This is a genomic window from Acidiphilium sp. C61 (assembly GCF_905116885.1).
Classification (GTDB): domain Bacteria; phylum Pseudomonadota; class Alphaproteobacteria; order Acetobacterales; family Acetobacteraceae; genus Acidiphilium.
The window spans coordinates 969,082-994,125 of record NZ_CAJHNI010000005.1; the positions used below are offsets into that span (position 1 = coordinate 969,082).

Annotated in this window: 22 protein-coding genes, 1 tRNA gene and 1 other RNA gene; 5 read left to right on the top strand and 19 right to left on the bottom strand. The window is 64.8% G+C overall.

Annotation, left to right across the window (positions count from 1 at the left end; all coding sequences use genetic code 11):
- Positions 1-4: 4 nt before the first annotated feature.
- Together HUW10_RS07300 and HUW10_RS07305 are read left to right on the top strand one after the other, a co-directional pair.
- On the top strand, positions 5-634 hold the full coding sequence (locus HUW10_RS07300) for a ParA family protein (protein WP_174502890.1): 630 nt from the start codon (positions 5-7) through the stop codon (positions 632-634).
- Between the two features lie 11 nt (positions 635-645).
- Positions 646-1,062 carry a CopD family protein gene (locus HUW10_RS07305; RefSeq protein WP_236656275.1) on the top strand — a complete coding sequence of 139 codons (417 nt, stop codon included), beginning with the start codon at positions 646-648 and terminating at the stop codon, positions 1,060-1,062.
- 474 nt (positions 1,063-1,536) lie between these two features.
- Here HUW10_RS07305 and ssrA read toward each other — a convergent pair.
- Positions 1,537-1,878, bottom strand: a transfer-messenger RNA (tmRNA) gene (gene ssrA / locus HUW10_RS07310).
- A gap of 60 nt (positions 1,879-1,938) precedes the next feature.
- Here ssrA and thyX point away from each other — a divergent pair.
- The 3 genes from thyX to HUW10_RS07325 all read left to right on the top strand — a co-directional run bounded on the left by thyX (position 1,939) and on the right by HUW10_RS07325 (position 4,358).
- Positions 1,939-2,871, top strand: coding sequence for an FAD-dependent thymidylate synthase (thyX, locus tag HUW10_RS07315; protein WP_174502891.1), 933 nt, complete (start codon positions 1,939-1,941; stop codon positions 2,869-2,871).
- A gap of 138 nt (positions 2,872-3,009) precedes the next feature.
- Positions 3,010-4,236, top strand: coding sequence for a 5-aminolevulinate synthase (gene hemA, locus HUW10_RS07320; protein ID WP_174502892.1), 1,227 nt, complete (start codon positions 3,010-3,012; stop codon positions 4,234-4,236).
- Positions 4,237-4,283: 47 nt separating this feature from the next.
- Positions 4,284-4,358: transfer RNA gene (locus tag HUW10_RS07325), tRNA-Thr, on the top strand.
- A 1,205-nt stretch (positions 4,359-5,563) separates the two neighbouring features.
- On the opposite strand, the gene HUW10_RS07330 is transcribed toward HUW10_RS07325, so the two are convergent.
- The 18 genes from HUW10_RS07330 to nuoC all read right to left on the bottom strand — a co-directional run bounded on the left by HUW10_RS07330 (position 5,564) and on the right by nuoC (position 25,039).
- Positions 5,564-5,767, bottom strand: a complete 204-nt coding sequence (locus HUW10_RS07330; RefSeq protein WP_174502893.1) for a hypothetical protein — start codon at positions 5,765-5,767, stop codon at positions 5,564-5,566.
- A complete protein-coding gene (locus tag HUW10_RS07335; RefSeq protein WP_174502894.1) occupies positions 5,764-6,195 on the bottom strand; it encodes a hypothetical protein in 432 nt (143 codons plus the stop codon). Before HUW10_RS07335 ends, HUW10_RS07330 begins: the two co-directional genes overlap by 4 nt.
- Complete coding sequence (locus tag HUW10_RS07340; RefSeq protein WP_174502895.1) at positions 6,192-8,756, bottom strand: YfjI family protein; 2,565 nt, start codon at positions 8,754-8,756, stop codon at positions 6,192-6,194. Before HUW10_RS07340 ends, HUW10_RS07335 begins: the two co-directional genes overlap by 4 nt.
- Complete coding sequence (locus HUW10_RS07345; protein WP_174502896.1) at positions 8,756-8,932, bottom strand: hypothetical protein; 177 nt, start codon at positions 8,930-8,932, stop codon at positions 8,756-8,758. The genes HUW10_RS07340 and HUW10_RS07345 overlap by 1 nt, the downstream gene beginning before the upstream one ends.
- 138 nt (positions 8,933-9,070) lie before the next feature.
- Entirely contained in the window at positions 9,071-9,328 is a 258-nt protein-coding gene (locus HUW10_RS18675) for a helix-turn-helix domain-containing protein (protein ID WP_366925313.1), read from the bottom strand.
- A gap of 90 nt (positions 9,329-9,418) precedes the next feature.
- Positions 9,419-10,633 (bottom strand): site-specific integrase, encoded by a 1,215-nt coding sequence (locus tag HUW10_RS07355; protein WP_174502898.1) that lies wholly within the window; start codon positions 10,631-10,633, stop codon positions 9,419-9,421.
- Between the two features lie 267 nt (positions 10,634-10,900).
- A complete protein-coding gene (locus HUW10_RS07360) occupies positions 10,901-11,332 on the bottom strand; it encodes a CBS domain-containing protein (RefSeq protein ID WP_174502899.1) in 432 nt (143 codons plus the stop codon).
- Positions 11,333-11,602: 270 nt separating this feature from the next.
- A complete protein-coding gene (locus tag HUW10_RS07365; protein ID WP_174502900.1) occupies positions 11,603-13,057 on the bottom strand; it encodes an NADH-quinone oxidoreductase subunit N in 1,455 nt (484 codons plus the stop codon).
- Positions 13,054-14,571, bottom strand: coding sequence for an NADH-quinone oxidoreductase subunit M (gene nuoM / locus HUW10_RS07370; protein ID WP_174502901.1), 1,518 nt, complete (start codon positions 14,569-14,571; stop codon positions 13,054-13,056). The genes HUW10_RS07365 and nuoM overlap by 4 nt, the downstream gene beginning before the upstream one ends.
- The gene (gene nuoL, locus HUW10_RS07375; RefSeq protein WP_174502902.1) at positions 14,568-16,424 is read right to left on the bottom strand and encodes an NADH-quinone oxidoreductase subunit L; all 1,857 of its coding nucleotides are present in this window, start codon (positions 16,422-16,424) and stop codon (positions 14,568-14,570) included. Before nuoL ends, nuoM begins: the two co-directional genes overlap by 4 nt.
- 4 nt (positions 16,425-16,428) lie before the next feature.
- Positions 16,429-16,737 carry an NADH-quinone oxidoreductase subunit NuoK gene (gene nuoK / locus HUW10_RS07380; RefSeq protein WP_174502903.1) on the bottom strand — a complete coding sequence of 103 codons (309 nt, stop codon included), beginning with the start codon at positions 16,735-16,737 and terminating at the stop codon, positions 16,429-16,431.
- A gap of 4 nt (positions 16,738-16,741) precedes the next feature.
- Positions 16,742-17,242 (bottom strand): NADH-quinone oxidoreductase subunit J, encoded by a 501-nt coding sequence (gene nuoJ, locus HUW10_RS07385; protein ID WP_174502904.1) that lies wholly within the window; start codon positions 17,240-17,242, stop codon positions 16,742-16,744.
- A gap of 31 nt (positions 17,243-17,273) precedes the next feature.
- Entirely contained in the window at positions 17,274-17,786 is a 513-nt protein-coding gene (gene nuoI / locus HUW10_RS07390; RefSeq protein ID WP_007423370.1) for an NADH-quinone oxidoreductase subunit NuoI, read from the bottom strand.
- Between the two features lie 13 nt (positions 17,787-17,799).
- Positions 17,800-18,771, bottom strand: a complete 972-nt coding sequence (gene nuoH, locus HUW10_RS07395; protein ID WP_174502905.1) for an NADH-quinone oxidoreductase subunit NuoH — start codon at positions 18,769-18,771, stop codon at positions 17,800-17,802.
- Entirely contained in the window at positions 18,768-21,476 is a 2,709-nt protein-coding gene (nuoG, locus tag HUW10_RS07400) for an NADH-quinone oxidoreductase subunit NuoG (RefSeq protein ID WP_174502906.1), read from the bottom strand. The genes nuoH and nuoG overlap by 4 nt, the downstream gene beginning before the upstream one ends.
- On the bottom strand, positions 21,473-22,777 hold the full coding sequence (gene nuoF, locus HUW10_RS07405; protein ID WP_174504792.1) for an NADH-quinone oxidoreductase subunit NuoF: 1,305 nt from the start codon (positions 22,775-22,777) through the stop codon (positions 21,473-21,475). The genes nuoG and nuoF overlap by 4 nt, the downstream gene beginning before the upstream one ends.
- Complete coding sequence (nuoE, locus tag HUW10_RS07410) at positions 22,777-23,274, bottom strand: NADH-quinone oxidoreductase subunit NuoE (RefSeq protein ID WP_174502907.1); 498 nt, start codon at positions 23,272-23,274, stop codon at positions 22,777-22,779. Before nuoE ends, nuoF begins: the two co-directional genes overlap by 1 nt.
- The gene (nuoC, locus tag HUW10_RS07415) at positions 23,261-25,039 is read right to left on the bottom strand and encodes an NADH-quinone oxidoreductase subunit C/D (protein WP_174502908.1); all 1,779 of its coding nucleotides are present in this window, start codon (positions 25,037-25,039) and stop codon (positions 23,261-23,263) included. The genes nuoE and nuoC overlap by 14 nt, the downstream gene beginning before the upstream one ends.
- Between the last annotated feature and the right edge of the window lie 5 nt (positions 25,040-25,044).

Genomic DNA, 25,044 nt, shown 5'->3' on the forward strand with positions numbered 1-25,044 from the left:
TTTGATGGCGCGGGTGATCGCGGTGGCGCAACAAAAGGGTGGTGCGGGCAAGACGATGCTTGCGGCCCAGCTCGGCGTTGCCCTCGGCATGGGCGGACGGGTTGGCCTGCTTGACATTGACCCGCAGGGAACGCTCGGCGCCTGGGGCCGGCTGCGGGCAGCCAACCCGAAGGCGAGTGCTGATCTCACGGTCGAGTCGGTTTCCGGGTGGCGGCTGGGAAACGTGCTCGAGACCTTGCGCGGCAGTTGCGATCTCGTGTTGATCGACACGCCGCCGGTTCTCGATTCCAACGCGCGGCGTGCCATCCGCGGTGCGGACCTCGTGCTGATCCCGCTAAACCCCACGCCGCCCGATCTTTGGGCGGCCGAGGGCACACTGACCCTGGCAACCGAAGAACGGCGGCCGGTCGCGTTGATGTTCAACCGGGCGCCTTCAGCATCGAAACTGCGACGGCGTCTCGAGGTGGAAATCGCCGCGAGGCGGTTGCAACTGCTCGATACGGCGCTCGGAAACCGGGCCGCTTATGCAAATAGTTTCGCAGACGGTCTCGGCATTGCCGAAACCGGCCCTGCAACGCTCGCAGGCCAGGAGGTGATGGCCGTCGCGGAACGATTGCGCACGCTGCTGGCGTGAGCGATCCGGCCTTGACGGTAATTTCCGGGCTGGCGGCGATGCATCTCGGCGGGTTTGCCGCATGGAACGGGCTGCTGCTTGCCCTTCTTGTGGCGGGATGCCGCGATGCCGTCCTCTGCCGGCGGCAATTTTCCGTAATGATACCCGCCATGGTGTTGACCCTCACATCCGGCTGGGGACTCGCATTTGCCGAACTCGGACCGCCCCGTAACTGGAGCTGGACGGTCAACGCGATGCAGTCTCTCGGAATCGTGATGGCGGTCGTAACGCTCGTTCTTCGCTTCGGATTGCTGCCATTGCTCGAGGAAGCGATCACGGCGAACGATGCGGAAGCGACGACGACGGGCTGGAGCCGGATCAACCGGCTGATCGCCGCCAATCTGATCCTCGCCAGCATCATCCTGGTGATTTCCGTAACAGGACAGTGAAAATTCAACGATTTGACGAGCCGTTGAGCGCTTAGAGCATCATCCGATCAGATGGAATCATCTGATCGGATAAAGATGCTCGGTTTATCAATATGATAGAGCACTACATCCGATCCAAAAGGATCGGAAAGTGCTCTAGATATCGGCCATGTCCGGCAGCGGCGGTCCGCGCGATGGCAATGGCGCACGCCTCAAGCGCTTCGCAAGCTTCGCCGGCGTCTCGCACAATGTAACACATTTTTTCTTTCAATGGCCCCTATGCGAGACGAAAGGGTCTTGCCCGCGTCATGATTCTCGGTCATCTAATGACTGTGGCGTTACGAAATTTTCGGAAACCGCAAACGAACTTGTGTCGTGAGCAGTAACGATGAGTCGGGCGCCAGCCGCCAAGTTTAGGGAGCCTCTTTAGATAGCATCGAAATGATGCCGGCCGGTCAAAGACCGGCCTTTTTTTTGCCTATCTCGATATGGCAAGGTGGGGGGCTTCTGTTGCCCGGCGCCCCCCGTGCCGCGCTTATCGCTTATGCAGCGATAGCGAGCGCCTCGAAGTTATCGTTGGCACTTGTGATACGGCCCGATGACGGCGGAACCATGCCGAGCGAAAGATGGGTCTTTACCACGCGTGTCGAGCCTGTTTCGCCCCCATGAAACCGCCGGCAGTTCGATTTGCAAAATACGAACCAGCCCGGCGGGAAAATGGTGGAGGCGCCGGGTACTGCCCCCGGGTCCACTACGATTATTCCACGCATCGTTTATCGCCATAGTCGGTTGCCCGACGAGACTTATATAGGCGAAGTGTGCCGGCTGTGAAAGATGCCATTCTTGCCGATGGCGCCGGACGGGCATAGGACGATCGCTCAACCAGGGACTGCCGCCATGTCGCTCAGCGATTCCGACCGTATCGAGATCGAGGCCGCGCGCGCCGAAACCGCGGCGACCCGTCGCGCCACCGTGCCTGCCCTAGAGGCCATGCTTTTCAACGCGATTCCGGTGCTCGATCACGGCTTCGTCCGCGTTGTCGACTATATGGGCGACGATGCCGCTGTGGTTCAGGCGGCCCGGGTCTCTTATGGCCGTGGCACCCGCAAGGTCAGCGAGGACGAGGGGCTGATCCGCTACCTCATGCGCCACCGGCATTCCACACCCTTCGAAATGTGCGAGATCAAGCTGCATGTGAAGCTGCCGATCTTCATCGCACGCCAGTGGATCCGCCATCGGACGGCGAATGTGAATGAGTACTCTGCCCGCTATTCGGTGATGGACCGCGAATTCTACATCCCAGCCCCTGCGCAACTCGCAGCCCAGTCAGCCAACAACCGCCAGGGGCGGGGCGATCTGCTCGAGGGCGACGAGGCCGCCGAGGTATTGGCCATGCTACGCGCCGATGCCGAGCGGAATTATACTCATTACGAGCACATGTTGAACGAAGGCGGCGCCGACACGTCCCGCCGCGGCCTGGCGCGCGAGCTGGCACGGATGAACCTGACGCTCAACACCTATACCCAGTGGTATTGGAAAACCGACCTTCACAACCTGTTCCACTTCCTGTCCCTGCGTGCCGATCCTCACGCCCAGTATGAAATCCGGGCGTATGCCGAGGCCATGCTCGGCATCGTCCGCGCCTGGGTGCCGGCCAGTTGCCGGGCTTTCGAGGAGTACCGCATGGGGGCCGCAACCTTTTCGGCGACGATGCTCGCCACGCTGCGCAGGATGCTGGCCGGCGAACAGGTCGATCAGGCTCAATCCGGCCTGTCGAAACGTGAATGGGAAGAGATGATGGCCGGTCTCGCCCCACCTGGGCCACGCTGACCGGCAGCAATCGTTTTTTGACGAAATATTTCGCTTGCTGGCACTTATATCCTTGACGAGACGCGCAACTTTCCGCGCAATGATATGTAATCCGGGTGCGGACAAGGTACCGGCCCGAGGGACTGCGAGGAGCACAGTATGAATCGCGACCACCCGTTCATCGCCCAATGCGACAAGGCCCTGGCCGATATCCGCGCCGCAGGGCGCTATCGTCGCTTCGTGGCGCTGGAGAAGCTGGCTGACCGCTTTCCGTATTACAAGGTGACAATGGAAGGCCGCACCCAGGATATCCTGGTCTGGTCCTCGAATGACTATCTGGCCATGGGCACCGATCCCGAGGTGATCGAGGCCTCGATCGAGGCTGCGCGCACGATGGGCGCCGGTGCCGGCGGGACGCGCAACATCGCCGGTTCCTCGCCGATCCACGTCGCACTGGAGGCGGAGCTTGCCTCGTTGCATGGCAAGGATTCCGCCTTGCTCTTCACCTCGGGCTACGTCTCGAACCAGGCGACGCTGACCGCGATCCTGAACTCGATGCCAGGCTGGCATGTGTTTTCCGATGCGCAGAACCACAATTCGATGATCGTCGGCATCAAGGGTGGCAAGGAGGCGACGGTGCATGTCTTCGCCCATAACGACCTCGCCGATCTCGAAGCCAAGCTGGCGGCAGCACCAGCCGATGCGCCGAAGATGGTTGCCTTCGAAAGCGTCTATTCGATGGACGGTGACATCGCCCCGATCGGCGCGATCTGCGACCTTGCTGACAAATACAACGCCATCACCTATCTCGATGAGGTTCACGCCGTCGGCATGTATGGCCCGCACGGCGCCGGCGTCTCCGAGCGGGACGGCGTTGCCCATCGCCTCACCATCATTGAGGGCACGCTGGCCAAGGCCTATGGCTGCCATGGCGGCTACATCGCAGGCGATGCGAGCGTGATCGATTACATCCGCTCGGTCGCGGCCGGCTTCATCTTCACCACCGCCCTGCCCCCGCCCACCGTTGCCGCGGCACTCGCCTCGATTCGTCGGCTGAAGGTCGACCAGGCTCGCCGCGATACGTTGTTCGAGCGGGCAAACCTGCTGAAATCGAAATTCGATCAGGCCGGACTGCCACGGCTGCCGACGGAAAGTCACATTGTGCCGCTTATGATCGGCAACGCAGCACGGGCGACCGAAGTCTCGATGCGACTGATCCGCGAATTCGGCATGTATGCGACACCGATCAACTATCCGACGGTACCTGCCGGAACGGAGAGGCTGCGATTTACCCCTGGTCCCAAACACACCGAGGCGATGATGGACAAACTGGTGCAGGCACTGCGCCATATCCTGTCGGGAGAGCAGGGAACGGCAGCGGCCTGATTCGATCTTGCAGGGTGAGCCAAGCCTCGTTATAGGCTCCGGGATATGCCGACATAGCTCAGCGGTAGAGCAACTGATTCGTAATCAGTAGGTCCCCAGTTCAATCCTGGGTGTCGGCACCATTTTAAATCAATGACTTACCGCCCATTTTCGGGTGTCATTGATCCCCCTTCCCTGAAAATATGCCTCGCGGATGCTTCGCAAACCACCGGACAGGATGACGCGGAGTGACGTAATCACGGTTGCGTGATCGTCTCCGCCGCTCTCGATTCGTCCGCCTCGCCGGGCGGGGATTAGGGGATTAGGCAAGCAATACGCATACACGCACGCGCGTAGGGGTGGCGGCATGTTGCGGCGGTGACTGGCTCACTTGTGGACTGTCGCACGTGGTGCAGCACCGGAAGCCTCGCCCCGCTACCTACGAACGCCACCATGCCCAGCAGGCGAGGCATAATCCCGTTTCCATAGGATCGTGAGACGTCACCGGCACTGAACAGCTACGGCACCTTATCCCCTCGGGGATATGTCCAGTCTCAAAGTATGAGGTTTCGTCAGGTGACGCGCCGCCTTGTGTGGCGTCGATAATCTCGAATGATATTTCCAAAATACGCCTCAAATTCAGAAAAAATATCAGGTAGGCCGATCTAATACGCTCTTTTAGATTTGGCGCATGATATGGTTAATTTCCCATTTAAGGAATATTTATCTCCGCAGGGTGCGCGGCCTCGGCGGCGGATCAGGCGGCGAGGTCTCACCTCCGGCCCAGCAACTTTGGGTCCTTCCCCAGCCATGCGACCGGCGGGGATTTCGCCCGCCCTGTCTCCGGCTGGGTGCAGGTCCGCAAAACCTGTCCGCAGTCCGCACCGGGCGCGGTCCTGTTTTCTGCCTGTAGAAACAGCGGCAGGGGGCGTGGCACTTCAACGCACTTTGCGATGATCCAGCCGGGGGACGGCATCCCGGATCGGCTGGGACTTTTCCCGTCGCCCCCCGCGCGCGTTCAGTTGCAACGGTTTGTTGTGCGAGGTGTCACGCCTTCGGTTGGTTGGACACGCGCGCGGCGGTTACCCGTTGCTCGCCGGTTCCGCTTCCCCCAGCCGATCAGGCTCATAGCCTCGCACACGGATTGCAGGATTTCCGCGCCTTTCCCGCCATTGTCGATGCTTCCACCCGGCACCCGACAGAATCGCCCCTATTTCGGCGGGCGTGACATTCCAGGCGGGGAACGCGGCACGGCAGGCGGCGTGCAGGGCTGGTGTCGCAACCCGCCCCTCGCCGGATGCAGCAGCCAGAGCGCGGGCCAGTAGCAGCACAAGCCCGGCAGCGTCCTTCATGGTCCGGTCTCCAATGTGAACGCCAGCAGCGGGGCCATGTCGCGGGCGGCGGCCTCGATAACGGCTGGATGATCGGCTCTTGGCGTCTCGCCCAGCCGGGCCAGCAGTTCGGACCATTGCCGATCCAGCACCCGGATTGCGGCATCGTGCGACCGGCGGGCGGAGATGATCCGGGCGCGGAGTTCGGCCTTCGTCGTCATGTCCGCACCTCCCGCACCTGCCCAGCGCCAAGCGGCGGATGGCACGCCATGCAGCGCCAGCCCTTCGGCCTCTCCGCCTCGCACCACCAGGACGCACCCCGGCAGCACCGGCAGCGCGCGCTGGGCGTCGGCTGGATCGTCGGATCAGCCCATGAGACCGGCAAGTGATGCGGCACCGCCGCCGCCGTGTCTCCCGATCCCTCCGCGATTACGGCGGCGCGTTCCTCGCCCTGATAAGCCGCCTCGTTATCGGCCTCGGCCAGCAGTTCGGCGGCGAGGGCATCCCGCCGGGCGCGGGCCTCGGCCATCAGTGCGGACGGCACCCGGCTAGCGTGCTGCACAACAGGGCGTTGCCCCCTCAGCACCACCTCCGCCCCGGCGGCGCGAAGCCGGGGCAGTAGCGGTGAGGTGGAAAGGGCGGCGCTCACAGTTCCACCTCATCCGAAAAAATTTCGCTCCACCCCCCATTCGGGTCACTGCCAAAACTGACAAAAGCCCCGCTAGGGTCACTTTTGGCGGTTTTGTCAGTTCCCGGTTTGGGAGCCTCATAAAAATTTTTCCGATAGATCGCGCTGGGGCGGCCTCCGGTCGTCTCGGTCTTCACCACGACATGATGAAAGTCTGCCAGCACCTCTAGCGCCCGTTCCGTCGCTACCCGGTCAAGCCCGGCCCAGCCCCGCCGGTAAACGTCGCGGGCGGTGAAGGTCTCCGGCAACTCGGGGAGCCGCCCCGCCAGCAGCAGCGCCGCGACCATGCCGGGGTCGAGGATTTGAGCGTATAGGCGGCGGGCGTGGCTCTCCAGGTATTCAGTCCAGCGGATCGCGCGGGAGACATGCCTTGCACCCACCGCCGGAGCGTCGGGCGTGTCGATCAGGTGGAAGATCAGGGCCAGCGACGGCACCAGAGAGCGATATTTCGTCAGATGCGCTTCAAGCGCCGGGGGCATGTCTTCGGCATAAAAGCGCCGCTCGAATACCTCCCGCCAAGCGTTGAAAGCGTCCTGCCCTGCATCGTCAAAACGGATCGTCGGAATCTCGGTCGAGGTCGGGTCTCCAATCTGATCCAGCCGCTCGAATACCGTATAGGCGCGGGTCTTCGCGGTCGTATCGGGCCACTCGTCAACGTTGCGCCAATCGTCGCCACGATCCGGCCAGACCAGCAGTTGCATACGCTGCAACAAGCCATCGTCCCCAGCCCCGCCCGCATTGGCTTGTGCGATGTATGAACGCAGTGGTCCCGGCTGGATTCCGCCCATCAGGGAGACGCAAGCGGCGTCGATTTCTATGGTTCCGCGCCCGATCCGGTCATAGGTGTAAGCCCCGTTCCCGTTCCAGGCTTCAAGATAAAATGCCCGGTCGTTCTCATGACCGTCCTTGTCCATCGAACGCAGCAGCCCGATCAGTTCATCCCGGAACAACAGCATCCCGCGCGGCGTCTCGATCAGCAGTTCGCCTAGCTTTTCAACGGTCGGGTCTTGCGTGACGTAACGGCGGCGGACAGGCGGCTTAATATCCTCGTCGTCCGCCCCCATCGCCGCGCGGGCGGCCTTTTCCGGGTCGTCGCCCGCCTTCATAGCTTCCCTGATGCTTCGCCCAGCGCTCTTTGTTCGCTCTTTCGCTACCAGCTTCGCTATCGATCCGTTCAACTCGTATTCGGCAACCTCCCGCTCGTATTTCTTCCGGGCCTCGATTTCCAATCGAGACAGAATTTTCCGGGCTTCGGCAATCGCCGGGGTCTTCATGAGCGAAGGGCGACCGACAACAGCCCCCCAGAGATTCGGCACCACAAGCCAGTCATCCCGCCGTTTTGGGTATATCCCCATCTGGCGACCGATCACGGCGCTTGCGGTGACGATGGCAGCGACGGCGGGGAAGTCAGGCGGGCATTGCATCCGGTTTGCAATGTCCAGCACCCAAGCCCGGAAGGCATCGGGCAGGAGGTCGCCGGCAAAGGATGCGACCGGCGGCAAGGAATCCGGCAACGGGATCGGGGCTATCGAGGTTTCGGGCCACCCCTCGGCATCGCGCGCGCTCTCGGTCTGCCCTTCGCTTACGGTTGCCTTGTCGTATATCCGCCGGAGTTCCCTACCCCCTGCTTCATTGCCCTTTTCGGCGGTCCATTCGGCTGTTGCGGGATGCTCGCGGAGAGCGGCGGCCATATCCTCATATGACCAGCCCACCGCCTTCAATGCCGCGCCCAGCATCATCGCGGCCTCGCTCCGGCTTCCGCACTTGTCGAGACGGTCGAGCGCGCGGCTCAGGCGCGGCGTCGAGGCGGCGGCGCGGTCGAGACGGTCGAGGATATCCCCGGCGGCGGGTGCGGCTTGTGCGGGCTTCCCATGCGGTGCGGCGGCCATCTTCCGGCCCTTAAATGCCGGGCCAACTTCGCGGATCAGCCGGAGTAAGTCATCGGTCGGGATCAGTTCGATTGCCTTCGGCGTTCCGGCAAGGTGATCGTCCGTTACCGCAAAGTAGCGGTTCCCCAGGTGCAACTCGATAGCGGGCGGATGGTCGCCACCACCGCGTTGCCACAGTTTGCCGTAGTCGGTTCCCATAGCCTCGCGGAGTTTGGGCAGGTCATCGGCGTGATAGCGGAAATACAGCTTCGCGCCGGTCTGGCTGGGGCTTACTTCGGCATAGGTCGGGATCATGTCGATAACGTCCCCGGCCCATGTTTCCATGTGTCCGGTTTCGGGATCGCGGCAGGTATCTAGGTCGATACCGCCCAGCCGGTAGCCATCGCCCAGATCGGACAACTCGATTCCGATACCACCTGCCCCATCCTGCACGATACGGCGCGCGGCGGCCTCGGCCTTGTCTCGGGTTGCCCAGGTTGAGGGATCGTTTGCCTTGGCGGGGTAGCCCGTTGCGGGGTTCAACGGCTCTTTCGTCGGTTTACTGTTCCGGTCGATTATGTGCCACGCCACCCAAAGCGGGCGGGATGCGAGGGCATCGAGGTCAGGCGCGGCGGGGATCGTGATTCCGTCCATCAGCGCGACTCCCGCCGGTCCAGCCGGGCGAAGCCGAAAACCAGTGCGGTTTGTCGGTCGTCGTAACGCTGGATCGCGGAGACGATGCAGCGGCGCGGGGGTTTCGGGCGGACAGTCAGCACCCGGCGGCGGGGGGCCTCGGGGTAGCGGCGGATCAAATGCTCGGGGTAGAGCAAGGGCGTAGCCTTTCTATCGGGGCCACGCTGGGGGTTGACTGGAAAGGGTTAGAGTCTCAGAGGTAGCTTGCTAAGTTTACTGAGGGTTTTTTTGTTCTCTAGCCCTGTCCCGCCCGCCCCTTTGCGTGGCGGGTTTTTTTATGCAGCCAGTGCGGCGATTGATCGGGTTTTGATCCTTACGGACGTTCCGATCTTGACCGCTTCCAGTCTCCCGGCAGCAATCCAGCGGCAACAAGTTGGGCGGCTTATTCGTAATGTCGCGCACGCCTCAGCAATCGTTGCCAGTGCAGGGGGTGATGTTAAGTCAATCGGTCGGGGTGGACTTGAGATTTTCGGCAAGGTCGCTCCTTTCATCTGTTGCGATTCGGTGAACCGCTGTGACTTTCCTATGCCCATCGGGCGCCATCGGCAAGAATGGCATCTTTCACAGCCGTAGGGATTTTCGCTTGCTTGATTGGTAGCGTGTAAATCTCCGCCCGTTAGCACTCATGCCCACCCCCGAATCGGCACCACCTCCGCTGCGCCATTCTCGATACCGTCGAGGGCATCGGCCAAGAGTTGCAGGGCCTCGGCAACTTGGGGGCGGTAACGGGATTTGTTGTAGGTGCTGGCAAGCGCTGAATGAATCGCAACATGGTTCAGCGCCGCTTCAACGATGTCGGGCATGATGCCCATCTCGCCCAGCAGCGTTGCTCCCGTTCGGCGTAGGTCGTGGCGATGCCATCCGGCAGTATTGCTCGCCCGCTGGATCGCGACGGTTGCCTTGTGCCAGTTCGAAAGCCTCCCGCCCGTCCCGGTCGGAAACAGGTAATCAACAGGGCCGGCATCATCCGGTTTGATTGCGGCAAGCAGTTCGCGCGCTTGCCGGGAAAGGGGGATCAGGTGCGGTATTTTGTTTTTGGGCTGGATAATGATCCAGGTCCCCGCCTCTAGGTCCACGTCCCGCCATCTCGCATCAACGGCCTCGTCGCGCCGGGCCAGCGTCAGCAGGATGAACCGCATACAGGCGGCGTAAGGGGTCGAGCCCGCTTTCAGCAGCGGCAGCAGCCGGGCCAGTTCATCGCGGGATAGAACACGGTCCCGCCGCCCAGGTGACGCGGGCGGCCTCAAGGCGGCCATCTCCGCCGGCACATAAGCGCGGCCCGGCGCGCTCGCCCATTTCAGGGCCGGGCGAATGTAGCGCACCGCCGCACCGGCAGACTGCCGCGCCGGCCAGCCATCGGCGGCAAGTTGCAGATCAACCAGCGTGATCTTGGGTAACGGAACGTCGATCAGTTTCCCGAACACGCTCTTGATGCGGCCTATCTGCTCCGGCCAGCTTCGCAGGTGTTCCCCGTGCAGCTTGGCATAGAGGTCCAGCAGCGCGCCCAGCGTTCCGATACCGTCCCGCCCTTCCTTGGCTATCTGCCGCCGCCGCCGGGCGTCCGCTATGGGGTCGGCTCCGCCCTTCACTTCGGCCCGGACGATAGCGCCACGGGCGCGGGCGTCGGCAATGCCCATCTGGGGGTATTCCCCCACCGGAAACCGCCTCAGGCTCCCCCAGCCATCGCGGCATGCCATGACCCAAGCGCGCCGGCCTCGGGGCGTGATGCGGAGACGGAGACCGGCGGTAGCTGAGTCGATCAGTTCGATCATCTTGCCGGTTTCGTTCACCCGGCGGATCGCGGAATTGATCGCAGTCTCGGTCAATCGGACGGTCATGCCTTGTGCCTCGCTTTGTGCCTCTCCCGTGCTTCATGGAATCCCGGATAGCATGAAGCAGGTTGAAACAACCTGAAACAGCCCTAAGGCATAGTTCAGGCATTATGCAAGGCTTTTCGGAACACTATCAGGGTGGGATAAGGCGGCTTGATACAGGGTGAGGCGGTCAAACTACCTTATTCGTAATCAGTAGGTCCCCAGTTCAATCCTGGGTGTCGGCACCATCTTTGTAACGCTGCCTCGAAGCCTCCATCGCGATGGCGCCTCTCACGAGACGATATAGGCCCTCAGGGAGTCGACCTCGAATTCGGCCTCCTCGATCCGAGCCTTGACGAGATCGCCGATGCTGACCAGCCCCGCGAGTGTATCGTCCTCGAACACGGGGAGATGACGGCACCGATTGGTGGTCATGGCCAGCATGGCGTCCAGAATGGTGACATCGGGCGTGCATGATGCGACCAGTCGTGTCATCAGATCCGCCACGGTGCGGTTTTTGATGTCGCCATCAAGGTCACCTACGGCTCTCATGATGTCCCGTTCGGACAGCATGCCGATAAGTCGGCCGGCATCGTCGACCACCGGCGCCGCACCAATCCGCTTCGCTGCAAGAAACCTCGCGGCCTGGGGTATCGACTGACGCCCCTTGAGGACGACAGCCCCCCAGCCCTTCTGATCGAGAATTTGTCGAATTGTTGTCATCGCTTGTTCTCCGCAGTGGCGATACGGCTCTTGTCACGAACGCCGGAAAGAGAACGAGACCAGCGCGCGCAAGACGACCATTGCTCAAAGCTCCCCTTGGACATCCGATCAAAATGACCAGTCGGCGAAGTCTGGGAGCCGTTCCAGTATCCCGGTCTCAAAACTATGATCCCTCCGCTCGCGCAGGACCAGTACTTAAATGATCTGCGCGCGGAGCCAGCCATGCAAAACGCAACTGCATCTTAAAGCATCATCCGATCGGATGATGCGCTATCCGAGCATTACCTTTATCAGGGAAATAACGGGCGCAGGATAAGTTCCCAGAACCACGAGTACCACAGTGATGATACCGATCAGAGCGCTGCCCGATATCGGCACCCTCAGGCGACGAGCAGGGTCATCCTCCTGCAAGGGCGGCAAGCCCATCGCGATCAACACGCGCAGATAATAAAACAATCCGATCACGCTGCCGAGAACAAGTGCAGCGACCAGCCAGAACATCGCGGAGCCAACACCGGCAACGACAAGATAAAATTTCGCGATGAAACCCATTGTCGGCGGCATGCCGGCAAGAGAGAGCAGCATGAATGCGAAGCTCGCGGCGAGGAACGGGCGGGTGCGGAACAGGCCGCGGTAATCCTCGATCCGGTCGGCATCGCGCTCCGCACCCGGCGCGCTGAGCAGCGCGATGATGCCGAAGGCACCTAGGCTGGTGACCGCATAGGCCGCGAGGTAATAGGCCGCGGCATCCACGCCGAGTGCCGGCGCGGCAAGGAAGGCGACGAGCAGATAGCCCAGATGGGCGATGGAGGAATAGGCGAGCAGTCGTTTCACGTTGGTCTGCAGCAAGGCGAGCAGGTTGCCCGCGAGCATGGAGAGGATCGCGACCGCGGCGATGCCGGCGCGCAGCGAGGCATCCGCATGGCCGCCGGCGAGGGCGAAAAAGCGCAGGATCACGGCGAAGACGGCAATTTTCGAGACCACGGCGATGAAAGCGGTGACCGGCGCGGGCGCCCCCTCATACACATCGGGCGTCCACATGTGGAACGGGACCAGCGAGAGCTTGAAGGCAACGCCGGCGAGAATGAGCGCGATGCCGACGAGACGGTAGAGATCGGCCGGGCCGGCTTGATGGGCGAGCGCACCGATGCGGTCGAAGGACATCGAGCCGAAAGCGGCATAGATCAGCGCCATGCCGAACAGCAGGAAGGCGGAGGCGGCGCCGCTGAGGATGAGATATTTGGTGCCGGCCTCGGCTCCGGCGCCGCGCGGGCCGGCATAAGCGATCAGCCCGAGCAGCGAGATGCCCAGCGTTTCAATGCCAAGGAAGAACGATGCGAAATGCACGCTCGCCGGCAGGATGGCGGCGCCCAGCGTCGCGGTGAGCAGGAGGAGATAATATTCCTCGCGCGGCCCCTCGCCCACCCGGTCGAGGTAGATCCAGGAAAGCACGGCGACGACCAGGGCGGAGACCAGCACCAGGCCGGCGTAGAACAGGGCGGCGCCGTCGATGATGAAAAGCTTCGTCACGGCGACGGGGGATGCGGGGGCTGCGAGCGGCAGGGCGATGCAGCAGAGCAGCAGGCCGGCGATGGTCGAAAGGGCGACGAGGTGGTGATCGCGGCGGATGGCGATCAGCAGCATGACCAGGATCGTCACCGCGCCGAGCAGGGTGAAGGGCGCGAAGGCGGCGAAGGCCGGGGCGGTCATGGCCGGGGCGGTCATGGCGCGCGCTCCGCGACGTGTTGGGGCAGTGAAGCCGAGACCGCGGCGCTGTGCTGCACGGCCGACAGGCCCGGCGCCACCTCGTCAAAGACGGGCTGCGGATAGAGGCCGAGCCCGACGATGGCGACCACCAGCACCGCCATGACGGCGAGATGCGGCGGCGAGAGATCGGCGATCGTGTGATGGTGTGTCGGTTCCTGTACCGCGCCGTGGAAGGCGCGCTGGACCAGCAGCAGCGAATAGGCGGCGGCGGCGACCAGCCCGAAAGTGGCGATGACGGTGAAGACCACGCTGGCCCGGAAACTGCCGAGCAGGATCAGGAATTCACCGATGAAATTGCCGAGGCCGGGCAGGCCCAGCGAGGCGACGGCGAAGAACATGCCGCAGGCGGACAGGCGCGGCACCTGCCCCCAGAGCCCGCCCATGCGCCGCATGTCGCGGGTGTGGATGCGTTCCTGCAGGGCGCCGACCAGGACGAAGAGCGCGCCGGTGCTGATGCCGTGCGCCACCATCTGCGCCACCACGCCCTGCAGGGCGAGCGTGCTCCAGGCAAAAACGCCGAGCAAGACGAAGCCCATGTGGCTGATGCTGCTATAGGCGACCAGGCGCTTGAGGTCGTTCTGGCCGTAGGCGAGCAGCGCGCCGTAGAGGATGCCGGCGACCGCGAGCACCATCGCCACCGGGGCGAAGGCGTGCGCCGCCGCGGGAAACAGCGGCACCACGAAGCGGATCAGGCCGTAGGCGCCGGTCTTCAGCAGGATGCCGGCGAGCAGCACGGACCCCGCGGTCGGGGCTTCGGTGTGGGCGTCCGGCAGCCAGGTGTGGAACGGCACCGCCGGCAGCTTCACGGCGAAGGCGATGAAGAAGCCGAGCATCAGCAGGAAGCCGGTGGTCGGGCTCATTTTCGTGCCGAGCAGGGCAAAATAGTTGAAGGTGAGATCGCCGGTCGCGTGCTGGTGGCTGAAGACGAGCACGAGGATCGACACCAGCATGAGCAGGCCGCTGCCCTGGGTGAAGAGAAAAAACTTGATCGCCGCGTAGGAGCGGTTCTCGTGGCCCCATAGCGCGATCATGAAATACATCGGCACCAGCATCAGTTCCCAGAAGAAGAAGAACAGGAACAGGTCGAGCGCGAGGAAGACGCCGATGACGCCGGTGGTGGTCCAGAGCAGGTTGGCGTGGAACAGGCCGGAACGATCGGTGATCTCGGTCCAGGAAATCACGACGCAGATGAGGCTGAGCACGATCGTCAGCAGGATCAGGACCAGGCTCAGCCCGTCGAGATCGAGTTCGAAGGAGATACCGAGCTGCGGAATCCATGGGGCGTCTAGCTGCGCGATCCACGCGCCATGGCCCGGAGCGGCGGCGGCGCCGATCAGGGGGAGTGCCATGAGAAGTTCGAGCGTGAGCACCGCGATCGAAACCCAGCGCGGGGCGTCCGGGTTGCGGCCGCCGGCGATCCAGGCCAGCCCGCCGCCGATCGCCGGGAAGATGAGGAGCCAGAACAGGATCATCGCAGCACCGCGATCGCGATCAGGCCGACCGAGCCGATGGCGAGGCTCGCGGCATAGAGGCGGACCCGACCGGTCTGGGTACGGCGGATCGCCCGGTGGAGCGCCTGCGTGGCCCAGGCAATGCCGTCGTAGAAACTGTCGATGAAATCGTCGCGGTCGACGCGGGCGGCCCAGATCACCGGGCGGACCAGCAGTCGGTCATAGAGCAGGTCGAACCCGGCGGCGCCATGCCAGAAGCGCCAGAGCGGCGTTTCGGCCGGCGGGCGCGACGGCCGCCAGTAGAGCACGGCGGCCAGTGCGATGCCGAGGATGGACGCGGCGCTGGCGAGCAGCAGCGGGGTGATGTCGGTCACCTCCCTAGTCGGGGGCAGCACCGGGGCGAGGAGCCTGGAGAGCAGCGTGACGTGGCCGAAGGCCGACGGCAGTTCGATGAAGCCGCCGACCAGCGACAGCACCGAGAGCACCAACAGCGGCACGATGACGCGCCAGCCGTAGGAGCCACTGACATGGGTATGCTCCTCGCCGAAAAACGCGATGAAGACGGCGCGGAAAATGTAGATTCCGGTGACGAAGGCGCCGATCACGCCGGCGAGCCAGAGCACGCGGCCGCCATTGCCATCGGCCCAGGCGCCCGAGAGGATCGCTTCCTTGCTGTAGAACCCCGAGGTGATCAGCGGCAGGGCGGCAAGGGCGGCGCTGCCGATCAGAAAGCTCCAGAAGGCGGCGGGCAGGCGCCGGGCCAGGCCGCCCATCCGGTAGATGTCCTGCTCGTGATGCAGGCGCATGGTGACGGCGCCGGCCGAGAGGAACAGCAGCGCCTTGAAGAAAGCGTGCGTCATGAAGTGGAACATCGCCGCGCGCCAGGCGCCGACACCGAGGGCAAGGAACATGTAGCCGATCTGGCTCATCGTCGAATAGGCAAGGATGCGCTTGATGTCGTTCTGCGCGAGGGCGCTGAAGCCGGCGAGCAGCAGGGTCGCCGCGCCGACGATGCCGACGGTGATTTCCGCCGCCGGCGCGAGCAGGAACAGCACATGGGTGCGGGCGATGAGGTAGACGCCGGCGGTGACCATTGTCGCGGCGTGGATGAGCGCGCTGACCGGGGTGGGGCCGGCCATCGCGTCGGGCAGCCAGGTCTGCAGCGGCAATTGCGCGGACTTGCCGACGGCGCCGCCGAGCAGGAGGAAGGCGATCAGCGTCGCGGCCGGCGAGCCGACATGCCAGGTGTGGGCGGCATCCCGCATCGCCCCGGCGATGTTCAGCGTGCCGAGGCGGCTGGCAATCAGCAGCAGGCCGATCAGGAAGGCGGTGTCGCCGACGCGGGTGACGATGAAGGCCTTGCGTGCGGCGAGGCCGTTGGCGGGGTCGCGCCACCAGAAGCCGATCAGCAGGTAGGAGCAGAGCCCGACCCCTTCCCAGCCGGCATAGAGGGCGAGGAAATTGTCGGCCATCACCAGCAGCAGCATGGCGGCGACGAAGAGGTTGAGATAGGCGAAGAAGCGGCCGTAGCCGTCCTCGCCTTCCATGAATTCGGTCGAGAAGAGATGGATGAGGAAGCCGACGCCGCTGGTGATGAGCATCATCAGCAGCGAGAGCGGATCGACCCGCAGGGCGAGGCCGAAGGAGAAATGGCCGACCGCGAACCAGCGCCACAGGGCCTGCTGGTAGGCGGCGCCGGCCGGCGGGTCGAGCAGGAAGGCGCCGGCGATGGCAAAGACGATGATGGCGGCGAGGCCGACCGAGAGCACGCCGATCAGCGCCTCGGCGCGGTGCGACAGGCGCCCGGTGCCGAGCATCAGCACGATCGAGCCGAGAAGCGGCAGGGTGGGGACGAGCCAGAGGACATGCTGCATCTGCCTACCCTCTCAGACCGTCGCCGGCATCGGCATCGAGCGTGGGAATCCGCCGGTGCATCAGCAGGATGAGTGCCAGGCCGACCGAGACTTCCGCCGCGGCGAGCGTGAGCACGAGGATGAACATGATCTGCCCGTCCGGCGAGGCCCAGCGGGCGCCGGCGACGATGAAGGCGACGCCGGCCGCGTTGAGCATCACCTCGAGCGACATCAGCATGAACAGCAGGTTGCGGCGGACCAGCACGCCGACGAGGCCCAGCGCGAAGAGGATCGCGGCGAGCAGCAGACCCTGGTCGAGCGGAACCGTTGCCATCGCGCTAGTCCGTTCCCATGACGGAGCGGCCGAGATGGAATGCCGCGACCAGGCCGGCGAGCAGGAGGAACGAGGCAAGCTCGACCGCGAGCATGTAGGGGCCGACCAGGGCGACGCCAACCGCATGGGCGCTGATCACCGCAGAGGCGGGGTGCGGCAGGCCGCCGGAGATGGCGACCGCACCGAGTTCGATGGCCAGCAGCAGGGCCAGGATGGACGGGCCGAACCAGGTGGCGGGGTGCAGCCAGCTGCTTTCGAGCCGGGCCGCTTCCTCGCCGATATTCAGCATCATGATCACGAAGACGAACAGGACCATGATGGCGCCGGCATAGATGATGACTTCCAGAGCCGCGGCGAAGGGCGCGCCGAGCACGAAGAACACGAGGGCGACGGCGAGCAGCGAGACCGTGAGATAGAGCAGCCCGTGCACGGCGGAGGGGCGGGTGATCATCATCGCCGTCGCGACGATCGCGATGATCGCGGAGATGACGAAGGTGGCGTTCATGATCCGTTATGCCTCCCCTTCCCGTCCGCGTTCATGGCAGCAGGCTGCGCGTGTCGATCGGCTTGCGCTCGCGCGCGGCCTCGCCCTTGTCCTTGCCCGGGATCGCGAGGCCGGAGACGCGGTAGAAATTGTAGTCGGGATACTTGCCGGTGCCGCTGATCAGCAGGTGTTCCTTCTCGTAGACGAGGTTCTGCCGGTCGTATTCGCTCATCTCGAAATCGGGGGTGAGCTGGATCGCATAGGTCGGGCAGGCTTCCTCGCAGAAGCCGCAGAAGATGCAGCGGGAGAAATTGATGCGAAAGAATTCGGGATACCAGCGGCCCTCGGCTTCGGTCTTCTGCAGGCTGATGCAGTCGACCGGGCAGGCGACCGCGCAGAGATAGCAGGAGACGCAGCGTTCCTCGCCATCCGGGTCGCGGGTGAGCACGATCCGGCCGCGATAGCGCGGAGCGAGATAGGGCATCTCGTCGGGATAGGATACCGTCACGTTGCGCTGGAACAGGTGCAGGAACGTGTACCAGAGCGTGACCAGCGAACTCAGCATGATCCCCTCCCCTTCATATGGCCGGCCCGGCGAGCATCAGCGCGCCGGTGATGAGGATGTTCAGCAAGGTGAGCGGCAGCAGGATTTTCCAGCCAAACGCCATGAACTGGTCGTAGCGCGGGCGCGGCAAGGCGGCGCGCAGCAGGATGAAGAAGGCGACGAAAAACCCGGTCTTGATCGCGAACCAGAGAAAGGGCGGCAGCAGCGGGCCGTACCAGCCGCCAAGGAACAGCACCGTCGTCATCGCCGAGACGACGATGATACCGATATATTCGCCGACGAAGAACATGCCGAACTTCATGCCGGAATACTCGGTATGGAACCCGGCGCCGAGTTCGTTCTCGCCTTCGGGCAGGTCGAATGGGAGGCGATGGGTTTCCGCGATACCGCCGAGAAAGAAAACGACGAAGCCGATGAATTGCGGCACCACGTACCAGAGATGAAGCTGGCTGTGGACGATATCGGTGAGGTTGAAGGAGCCGGCGAGCATCACCACGCCCACCAGCGACAGCCCCATGAAGACCTCGTAGCTCACCATCTGGGCTGCGGCGCGCATGCCGCCGAGGAGCGAGAACTTGTTGTTCGACGACCAGCCGGCAAGCACCACCGAGTACACGCCAAGCCCGCTCATGGCGAGGAAGAACAGCAGGCCGACATTGAGGTTGCCGATGATGCCGATCATCGGGGTCGCCGGGACGACGGCGATGGCGAGCATCACCGTGACCATCGAGATCGCCGGGGCGAGGACGAAGATGACCGGGTCGGCGAAGGGGGGGATCCAGTCCTGCTTGAACAGCAGCTTGATTCCATCGGCGACGACCTGGAGCACCCCGAAGGGGCCGGCGCGATTGGGGCCGTAACGGTCCTGCCAGAAGCCGAGCAGGCGCCGCTCGATCCAGGTCAGCAGGCCGGCGGCCGCCATCAGAACCGCGAGGCCGATCACAACGTTCAGCAGGCCGATGACGATCTCGTTGCCGTGGGTCATGACACGGGCGGCTCCGCCGGGCGCAGCCGCAGCAAGTCAGGGATGGCGTGCGCCTTGTGCGCGAGGCCGGCGAGCCCGGCGATGCCGCGCGGCAAGGCGGGGTCGATCTCGACCGCCAATTCTACCCGCGCATCGCCGATCTCGCAGGCCAGGGCCTGGCCGGCGGCGACGCCGAGGGAGGCGGCGTCCTCGGCGTTGAGGACGAGGGCGGGCGGTGTCGCGCGTTCGCGGATGGGCGGGGCGCGGCCGGCCTGTTCATCGTCATTGAAGACGCGAGGCAGCAGGATCGCGCGCCAATCGTCCGGCCGCGGAGAGAACGCGGCGGGGATCGATGCGTCGTAGGGCCGCGCGGCGTCCGGCCGGGCTTCGAGCAGGCGCACGCCGGGATCGCCGCCCTTGAGCGGGCCGTCGATTTCCGCCTGGAAGCGGTTGAGCGACTGCACCGAGTTCCAGCCCGGCGCCCAGAAGACCGGGCGCAGGGCCGGCGGGATGGTGCCGTGATGGCCTTCCATCGTCGCGCTGAACGGCGAGTCCGCCGGGACGGGCGGCTTCTTCTCGTGCACGTTGCGCCCGGCATCGATTGCGGTGCGGCCGGAATAACGGCGGGTTTCACTGGCGATGCGGGAGCCGACGACCCGGAAATCCGCCGGCGGCGCGACAGCCGGCAGGGTGGCGAAGTGCGGCAACGAGGCGGCCAGCGCGGCGGCGATGGCGTCGGTGGTGGTCAGGCTCTCGCAGGAGGCGAGCCCCGCGGCGCGGGCGGCGGCAACAAGCCAGCGCCAGGATTCGACGACAGCGTCCTCCGCGATGATCGGCGGGTAGAAACGCTGCGCCCGCCCCTCGGCATTGACCAGGGTGCCTTCGGCCTCGGCGAAACTCGCTGCAGGCAGGACGAGATCGGCCTGGCGCGTGGTGGGGCTTTCGGAATGGTCGAGCACCACGAGGCGCGAGGCGGCAAGCGTGGCCTCGATCACCGCCGCGGGCGCGCGGCGATGGAGGTCGTTTTCGAGCACGATGACAAGGGGCGCCCGCCGCGCCAGCGCGGTTTCGACACTGGCCTCCCCTGCCGTCATCAGGGCGAGGCCGAGGCTGTTGCATTCGGGCACGTTCAGCAGCAGCGCCGGCGTCTTGCCGCGGGCACGCAAGGCGATGGCGATGTTGGCGGCGGCACGGACGATGCTCTCCTCGCCGCTCTCGACGCCGGAGACGACGAGCGGGTTCGGCGCGGCAAGCAGCGCGTCGGCGATCTCGCGCGCGGCGGCGGCGAGGTCTGCGGACAGATCGGGAACGTCCGGCGCTGCGTTGTCGATGCGGGCGGCCACCGCGAAGCCGAGGCGGGCGATGTCGTCCGGTGCGGCGCGGAGGGCGCGCTGCGCGATGTCGTCCAGCCGTGTCGAGGCGGGGGTGGCGATGAAGACGGGGCTTCGCGTGTCGCCGGCGTGATTGCGCACGCCGGTATCCTGCCAGGCGGGGATTTTCGCCGCCGCCGCGCGCGCGATGCCGGCCCCGCGCGCGGCCTGCCGGATCGAGAGCGCCGCGCGCGGGGCGGCGTTGGGCAGGTCCGAGCCGAGCACCAACACCGCATCCGCCGTTTCCATTTCGCGCAGCGAGGGGACATGGACGGCGCCGGAGCCAAGAATGTCGGCGACAAGGCGCAGCAGGCGCGCCTCGCCCGCACTGACGCCAGGATAGAAATTCTGTTCACCGACGAGCTGGCGCAGGACGTAGTTCGATTCCAGCGAGGCGCGCGGCGAGCCGATTCCGATCACGGCTTCGCCGGCGCGCAGCAGGGCGGCGAGACGGGCGAGCGCATCGTCACGATCGATCGCAGCCTGGCTGCCATCGTCGCAGCACCGGAGCGGGGCGCGCAGACGATCCGCCTCGTTGACGAAACCGTAGCCGAACCGGCCGCGGTCGCAGAGGAAATAGGTGTTGACCGCGCCGTTGTAGCGATTGACGATGCGGCGGAGACGGTCGGCGCGGGCATTGGCGATGGTGTTACAGCCAAGCCCGCAATGGGCGCAGACCGAGGGTGCGCCGCGCAGATCCCATTTGCGGACGTAATGCGCGGAAAACGTCTTGTCGGTGAAAACGCCGGTCGGGCAGATCTCGATGAGATTGCCGCTGAACTCGTTTTCCAGCGTGCCATCGGCGTGGCGGCCGAAATAGACGTGATCGTGGGCGGCGAAGACATCGAAATCGCGGCCGCCGGCATAGTCGCGATAGAAGCGCGAACAGCGGTAACAGGCGATGCAGCGGTTCATCTCGTGCTTGATGAACGGCCCGAGATCCTGGTTCAGGTGGGTGCGCTTGGTGAAGCGGTAGCGACGGTAGGTGTGGCCGGTCATCACCGTCATGTCCTGGAGGTGGCATTCGCCGCCCTCTTCGCAGACCGGACAATCATGCGGGTGATTGACCATCAGCCATTCGATCACGCTGGCGCGGAAGGCGGCGACCTCGGGATCGGCGATCGAGAAGCGCGCGCCCTCGGGCACCGGGGTCATGCAGGCCATGACCATGCGGCCGGTCTCGTCGTCCGGCCCGTCATATTGCTTGACGGCGCATTGCCGGCAGGCGCCGACCGAGCCGAGCGCCGGATGCCAGCAGAAATACGGCAGATCGAGCCCGGCGCCGAGGCAGGCCTGGAGCAGGTTTTCGTCGGGCTTCGCGGTCAGGGTCTTGCCGTCCACCTCGAAGGTCGTCATGTCCAGCCCTCCGCCGTGTCGTGCCAGGGGCAATGCCGCTCGCTGACATGACGTTCGAATTCCTCCCGGAAGAACTTCAGGCCGCTTCGGAGCGGCGCCATCGCACCGGGGGCGAGATCGCAGAAGGTGCGGCCGGGGCCGAGGAAGTCGACGTGATGGGCGAGCAGCTCGATGTCATCCGGCTCGCCCTCGCCGGCTTCCAGCGCGGTGAGGATGCGCTCGACCCAGGGCAGGCCGTCGCGGCAGGGGGTGCACCAGCCGCAGGATTCCTGGGCGAAGAAATGCTCGATGTTGCGCAGCAGGCCGACCGGGCAGCGCTTCTGGTCCAGCACCAGGATATTGGCGGTACCGAGCCAGCTGCCGATCTTGCCGACGGAGTCGAAATCCATCGGGACGTCGAAATTCTCGCGCATGATGAACGCGGTCGACGCGCCGCCGGGCAGCACCGCGCGCGCCTCGTAGCCCTCGCGCATGCCGCCGGCATGTTCCTCGATGATTTCGTTGAGCGGCGTGCCCACCGGCAGTTCCCACAGACCGGGGCGGTTGACCCGGCCGCTGACGCCGTAGAGCTTGGTGCCGCCTTCGGTCGCGCTGCGACTCAGGCCGAGAAACCAGTCGGCGCCGCGCTCGATGATGGACGGCACACAGCACAGCGTTTCGACGTTGTTGACGACGGTGGGCTTGCCCCACAGGCCGCTGGTCGTCGAGCGCGGCGGGCGGGTGCGCGGCACGGCGCGCTTGCCCTCCAGTGCCGAGAACAACGCGCTGGCCTCGCCGCAGATATAGCGCCCGCCGCTGCCATGGACGTGGATGGTGAGCGAGAAACCAGAGCCCAGGATGTCGGTGCCGAGATAGCCGCGTGCCTCGGCCTCGGCCACGGCGCGGGAGAGCCGTTCCATCGCCAGCACGTATTCGCCACGGACGAAGATGTAGGCGGTTTCGGCCTGGACCGCGAAGGCGCCGATGATGATCCCCTCGATCATCAGATGCGGCGCGGCTTCGAGCAGGAGACGGTCCTTGAAGCTGCCGGGTTCCATCTCGTCGGCGTTGATGACGAGGTAACGGTGGCGCGGGGCGTCCGCTCCGCGGGGCGCGCCTTCCCATTTGCGGCCGGCGGGGAAGCCGGCGCCGCCGCGGCCGCGCACTTTCGCGCGCTTGACCTCCTCGACGACGCTTTCCGGCGACATGCCGAAGGCCTTGCGCATCGCCGCGTAGCCACCGGCGCGCTCGTAGCCGGCGATATCGAGCGGCTGGCGGCCCGGCTGGATGCATGAAGTGAGGGGTCTGTCCGCCATCGGCATCACCTGTATTGCTCCAGGATCGTTTCGATCCGCTCGGGGGTGAGGTTGCCGTGCAGGTCGTCGCCGATCATCATCGCCGGGGCGCGGTCGCAGCAGCCGAGGCAGACGATCGGCAGCAGGGTGAACCGGCCATCCGTCGTGGTTTCCCCCGGCTCGATGCCGAGGCGCTGGCGCAGCAGGTTGCTCGCCGCAGTTGCGCCCATGACCCAGCAGGCCACGCTGTCGCACAGCAGGATGACGTGGCGGCCCACCGGGCGGCGGAAGATCAGGTTGTAGAAGGTGGCGACGCCGTCGAGCTCGGCGGGAGTCATGCCGAGCAGGGCGGCCACTTCGGCGAGGTGATCGTCGGAGACATGGCCGTGGCGCTTCTGCACTGCCTTCAGCGCATCGATGCCGGCGGCGCGCGGGGTTTCGGATTCGCGCAGAAACGTCGCGATCGTCTCCCGCAGGGCGGGATCGAGCGGTGCGGACGCCGGGTTGTGTTCAGCGGTCGACATCGGCCATCACGAAATCGATGCTGCCGATGATCGCGATCAGATCGGCGACATAGGCGCCGCGGCTGATCAGCGGGATCATCTGCAAATGGGGAAAGGACGGGGTGCGGATGCGGGTGCGGTAGGAGACGGTGTCGCCGTCGGCGACCAGGTAATAGCCGTTGATGCCCTTGGTCGCCTCGATGCTGACCATCGCCTCCCCGGGCGGCAGCACGGGGCCCCAGCTGACATTGAGGAAATGGGTGATCAGGGTTTCGATGTCCTGCATCGTCCGCTCCTTGAGCGGCGGCGTGGTCAGCCGGTGGTCGGACTTGTAGGGGCCGGGCGGCATGTTTTCGAGGCACTGGCGGATGATGCGCAGGCTCTGGCGGATTTCCTCGATATGGACCACCACGCGGTCGTAGCAGTCGCCGTTGTGGCAGATCGGGATGTCGAACTCGAGCTGGTCATATCCGGAATAGGGGCGCTGGCGTCGATAGTCCCAGCCAAGGCCGCAGGCCCGCAGGCCGGGGCCGGTCACCCCCCAGTCCAGCGCTTCCTCCAGCGTGTAGGCGCCGACGCCGATCGTGCGGGCCTTGAAGAGGCGGTTGCGCATGACGAGCTTGTCGTATTCATCGAGCCGCTTCGACTGGTAGCCGAGATAGTCGCGGATCATCCGGTCCCAGCCCTGCGGCAGGTCCGCCGCGACGCCGCCGATGCGGAACCAGGCGGGATGCATGCGGAAGCCGCAGATCGCCTCGATGATCTGGAACACCCGCTCGCGGTCGGAGAACATGTAGAAGACCGGCGAAAGTTGGCCGACATCCTGCGACATGGTGCCGTAGAACACGAGATGGCTGGCGATGCGGAACAGCTCGGCGAGCATGATGCGGATCATCTGCGCGCGGGACGGCACCTCGATCCCGGCGAGGCGCTCGACCGCCATCACATAGGGGAAGTTGTTCATCACGCCGCCGAGATAGTCGATGCGGTCGGTATAGGGGATGTAGGTGTGCCAGGACTGGCGCTCGGCCATCTTCTCGGCGCCGCGGTGATGAAAGCCGATCTCGGGCACCGCATCGACGATTGCCTCGCCCTCGAGCTGGAGGATGATGCGAAAAACGCCGTGGACGCTGGGGTGGTTGGGGCCGAGATTGAGGAACATGAAGTCGGAGTTCTCGCTGTGCCGCTTCATGCCCCAGGCCTCGGGGTTGAAGCGCAGCGCCTCCTGTTCGGCGCGCTCCTTCTCCTCGGTGAGGATGTAGGGGCCCATCTCGGTGGCGCGGGCGATGTAGTCCTTGCGCAGCGGATGACCGGTCCAGGTCGGCGGCGTGAGGATGCGGAACAGGGTCGGGTGGCCGGCGAAGCCGATGCCGAACATGTCCCAGACCTCGCGTTCGTACCAATTGGCGTTAGGCCAGATATCCGCGATGCTTTGCACCTCGAGCGCGCCCTCGGCGAGCGGGACCTTGATGCGGACATCATCGTTCCGCTCGAAGGAGACGAGGTGATAGACGAGGGTGAAATCGGATGCTGGCAATCCATCGCGATGGACGCGCTGGCGTTCGTCGATCGCGGTGAGGTCGTAGAGCATCTGGAACCGCTGTACGGCGCCATCGCGCAGGTGCCGGATCACGGCATGCAGGATGTCGCGATCGATCCAGATCGTCGGGATCCGGTCGGCGGTCTGCTGCAGGGTGAAGGAAATCGGTCCGAGCGTCCGGACCAGGTCGGACACGATGCCCTGTTCGGCCTCTGTGGCGGGGATGCTGTTGAATTCCGTCAGCATCCCGC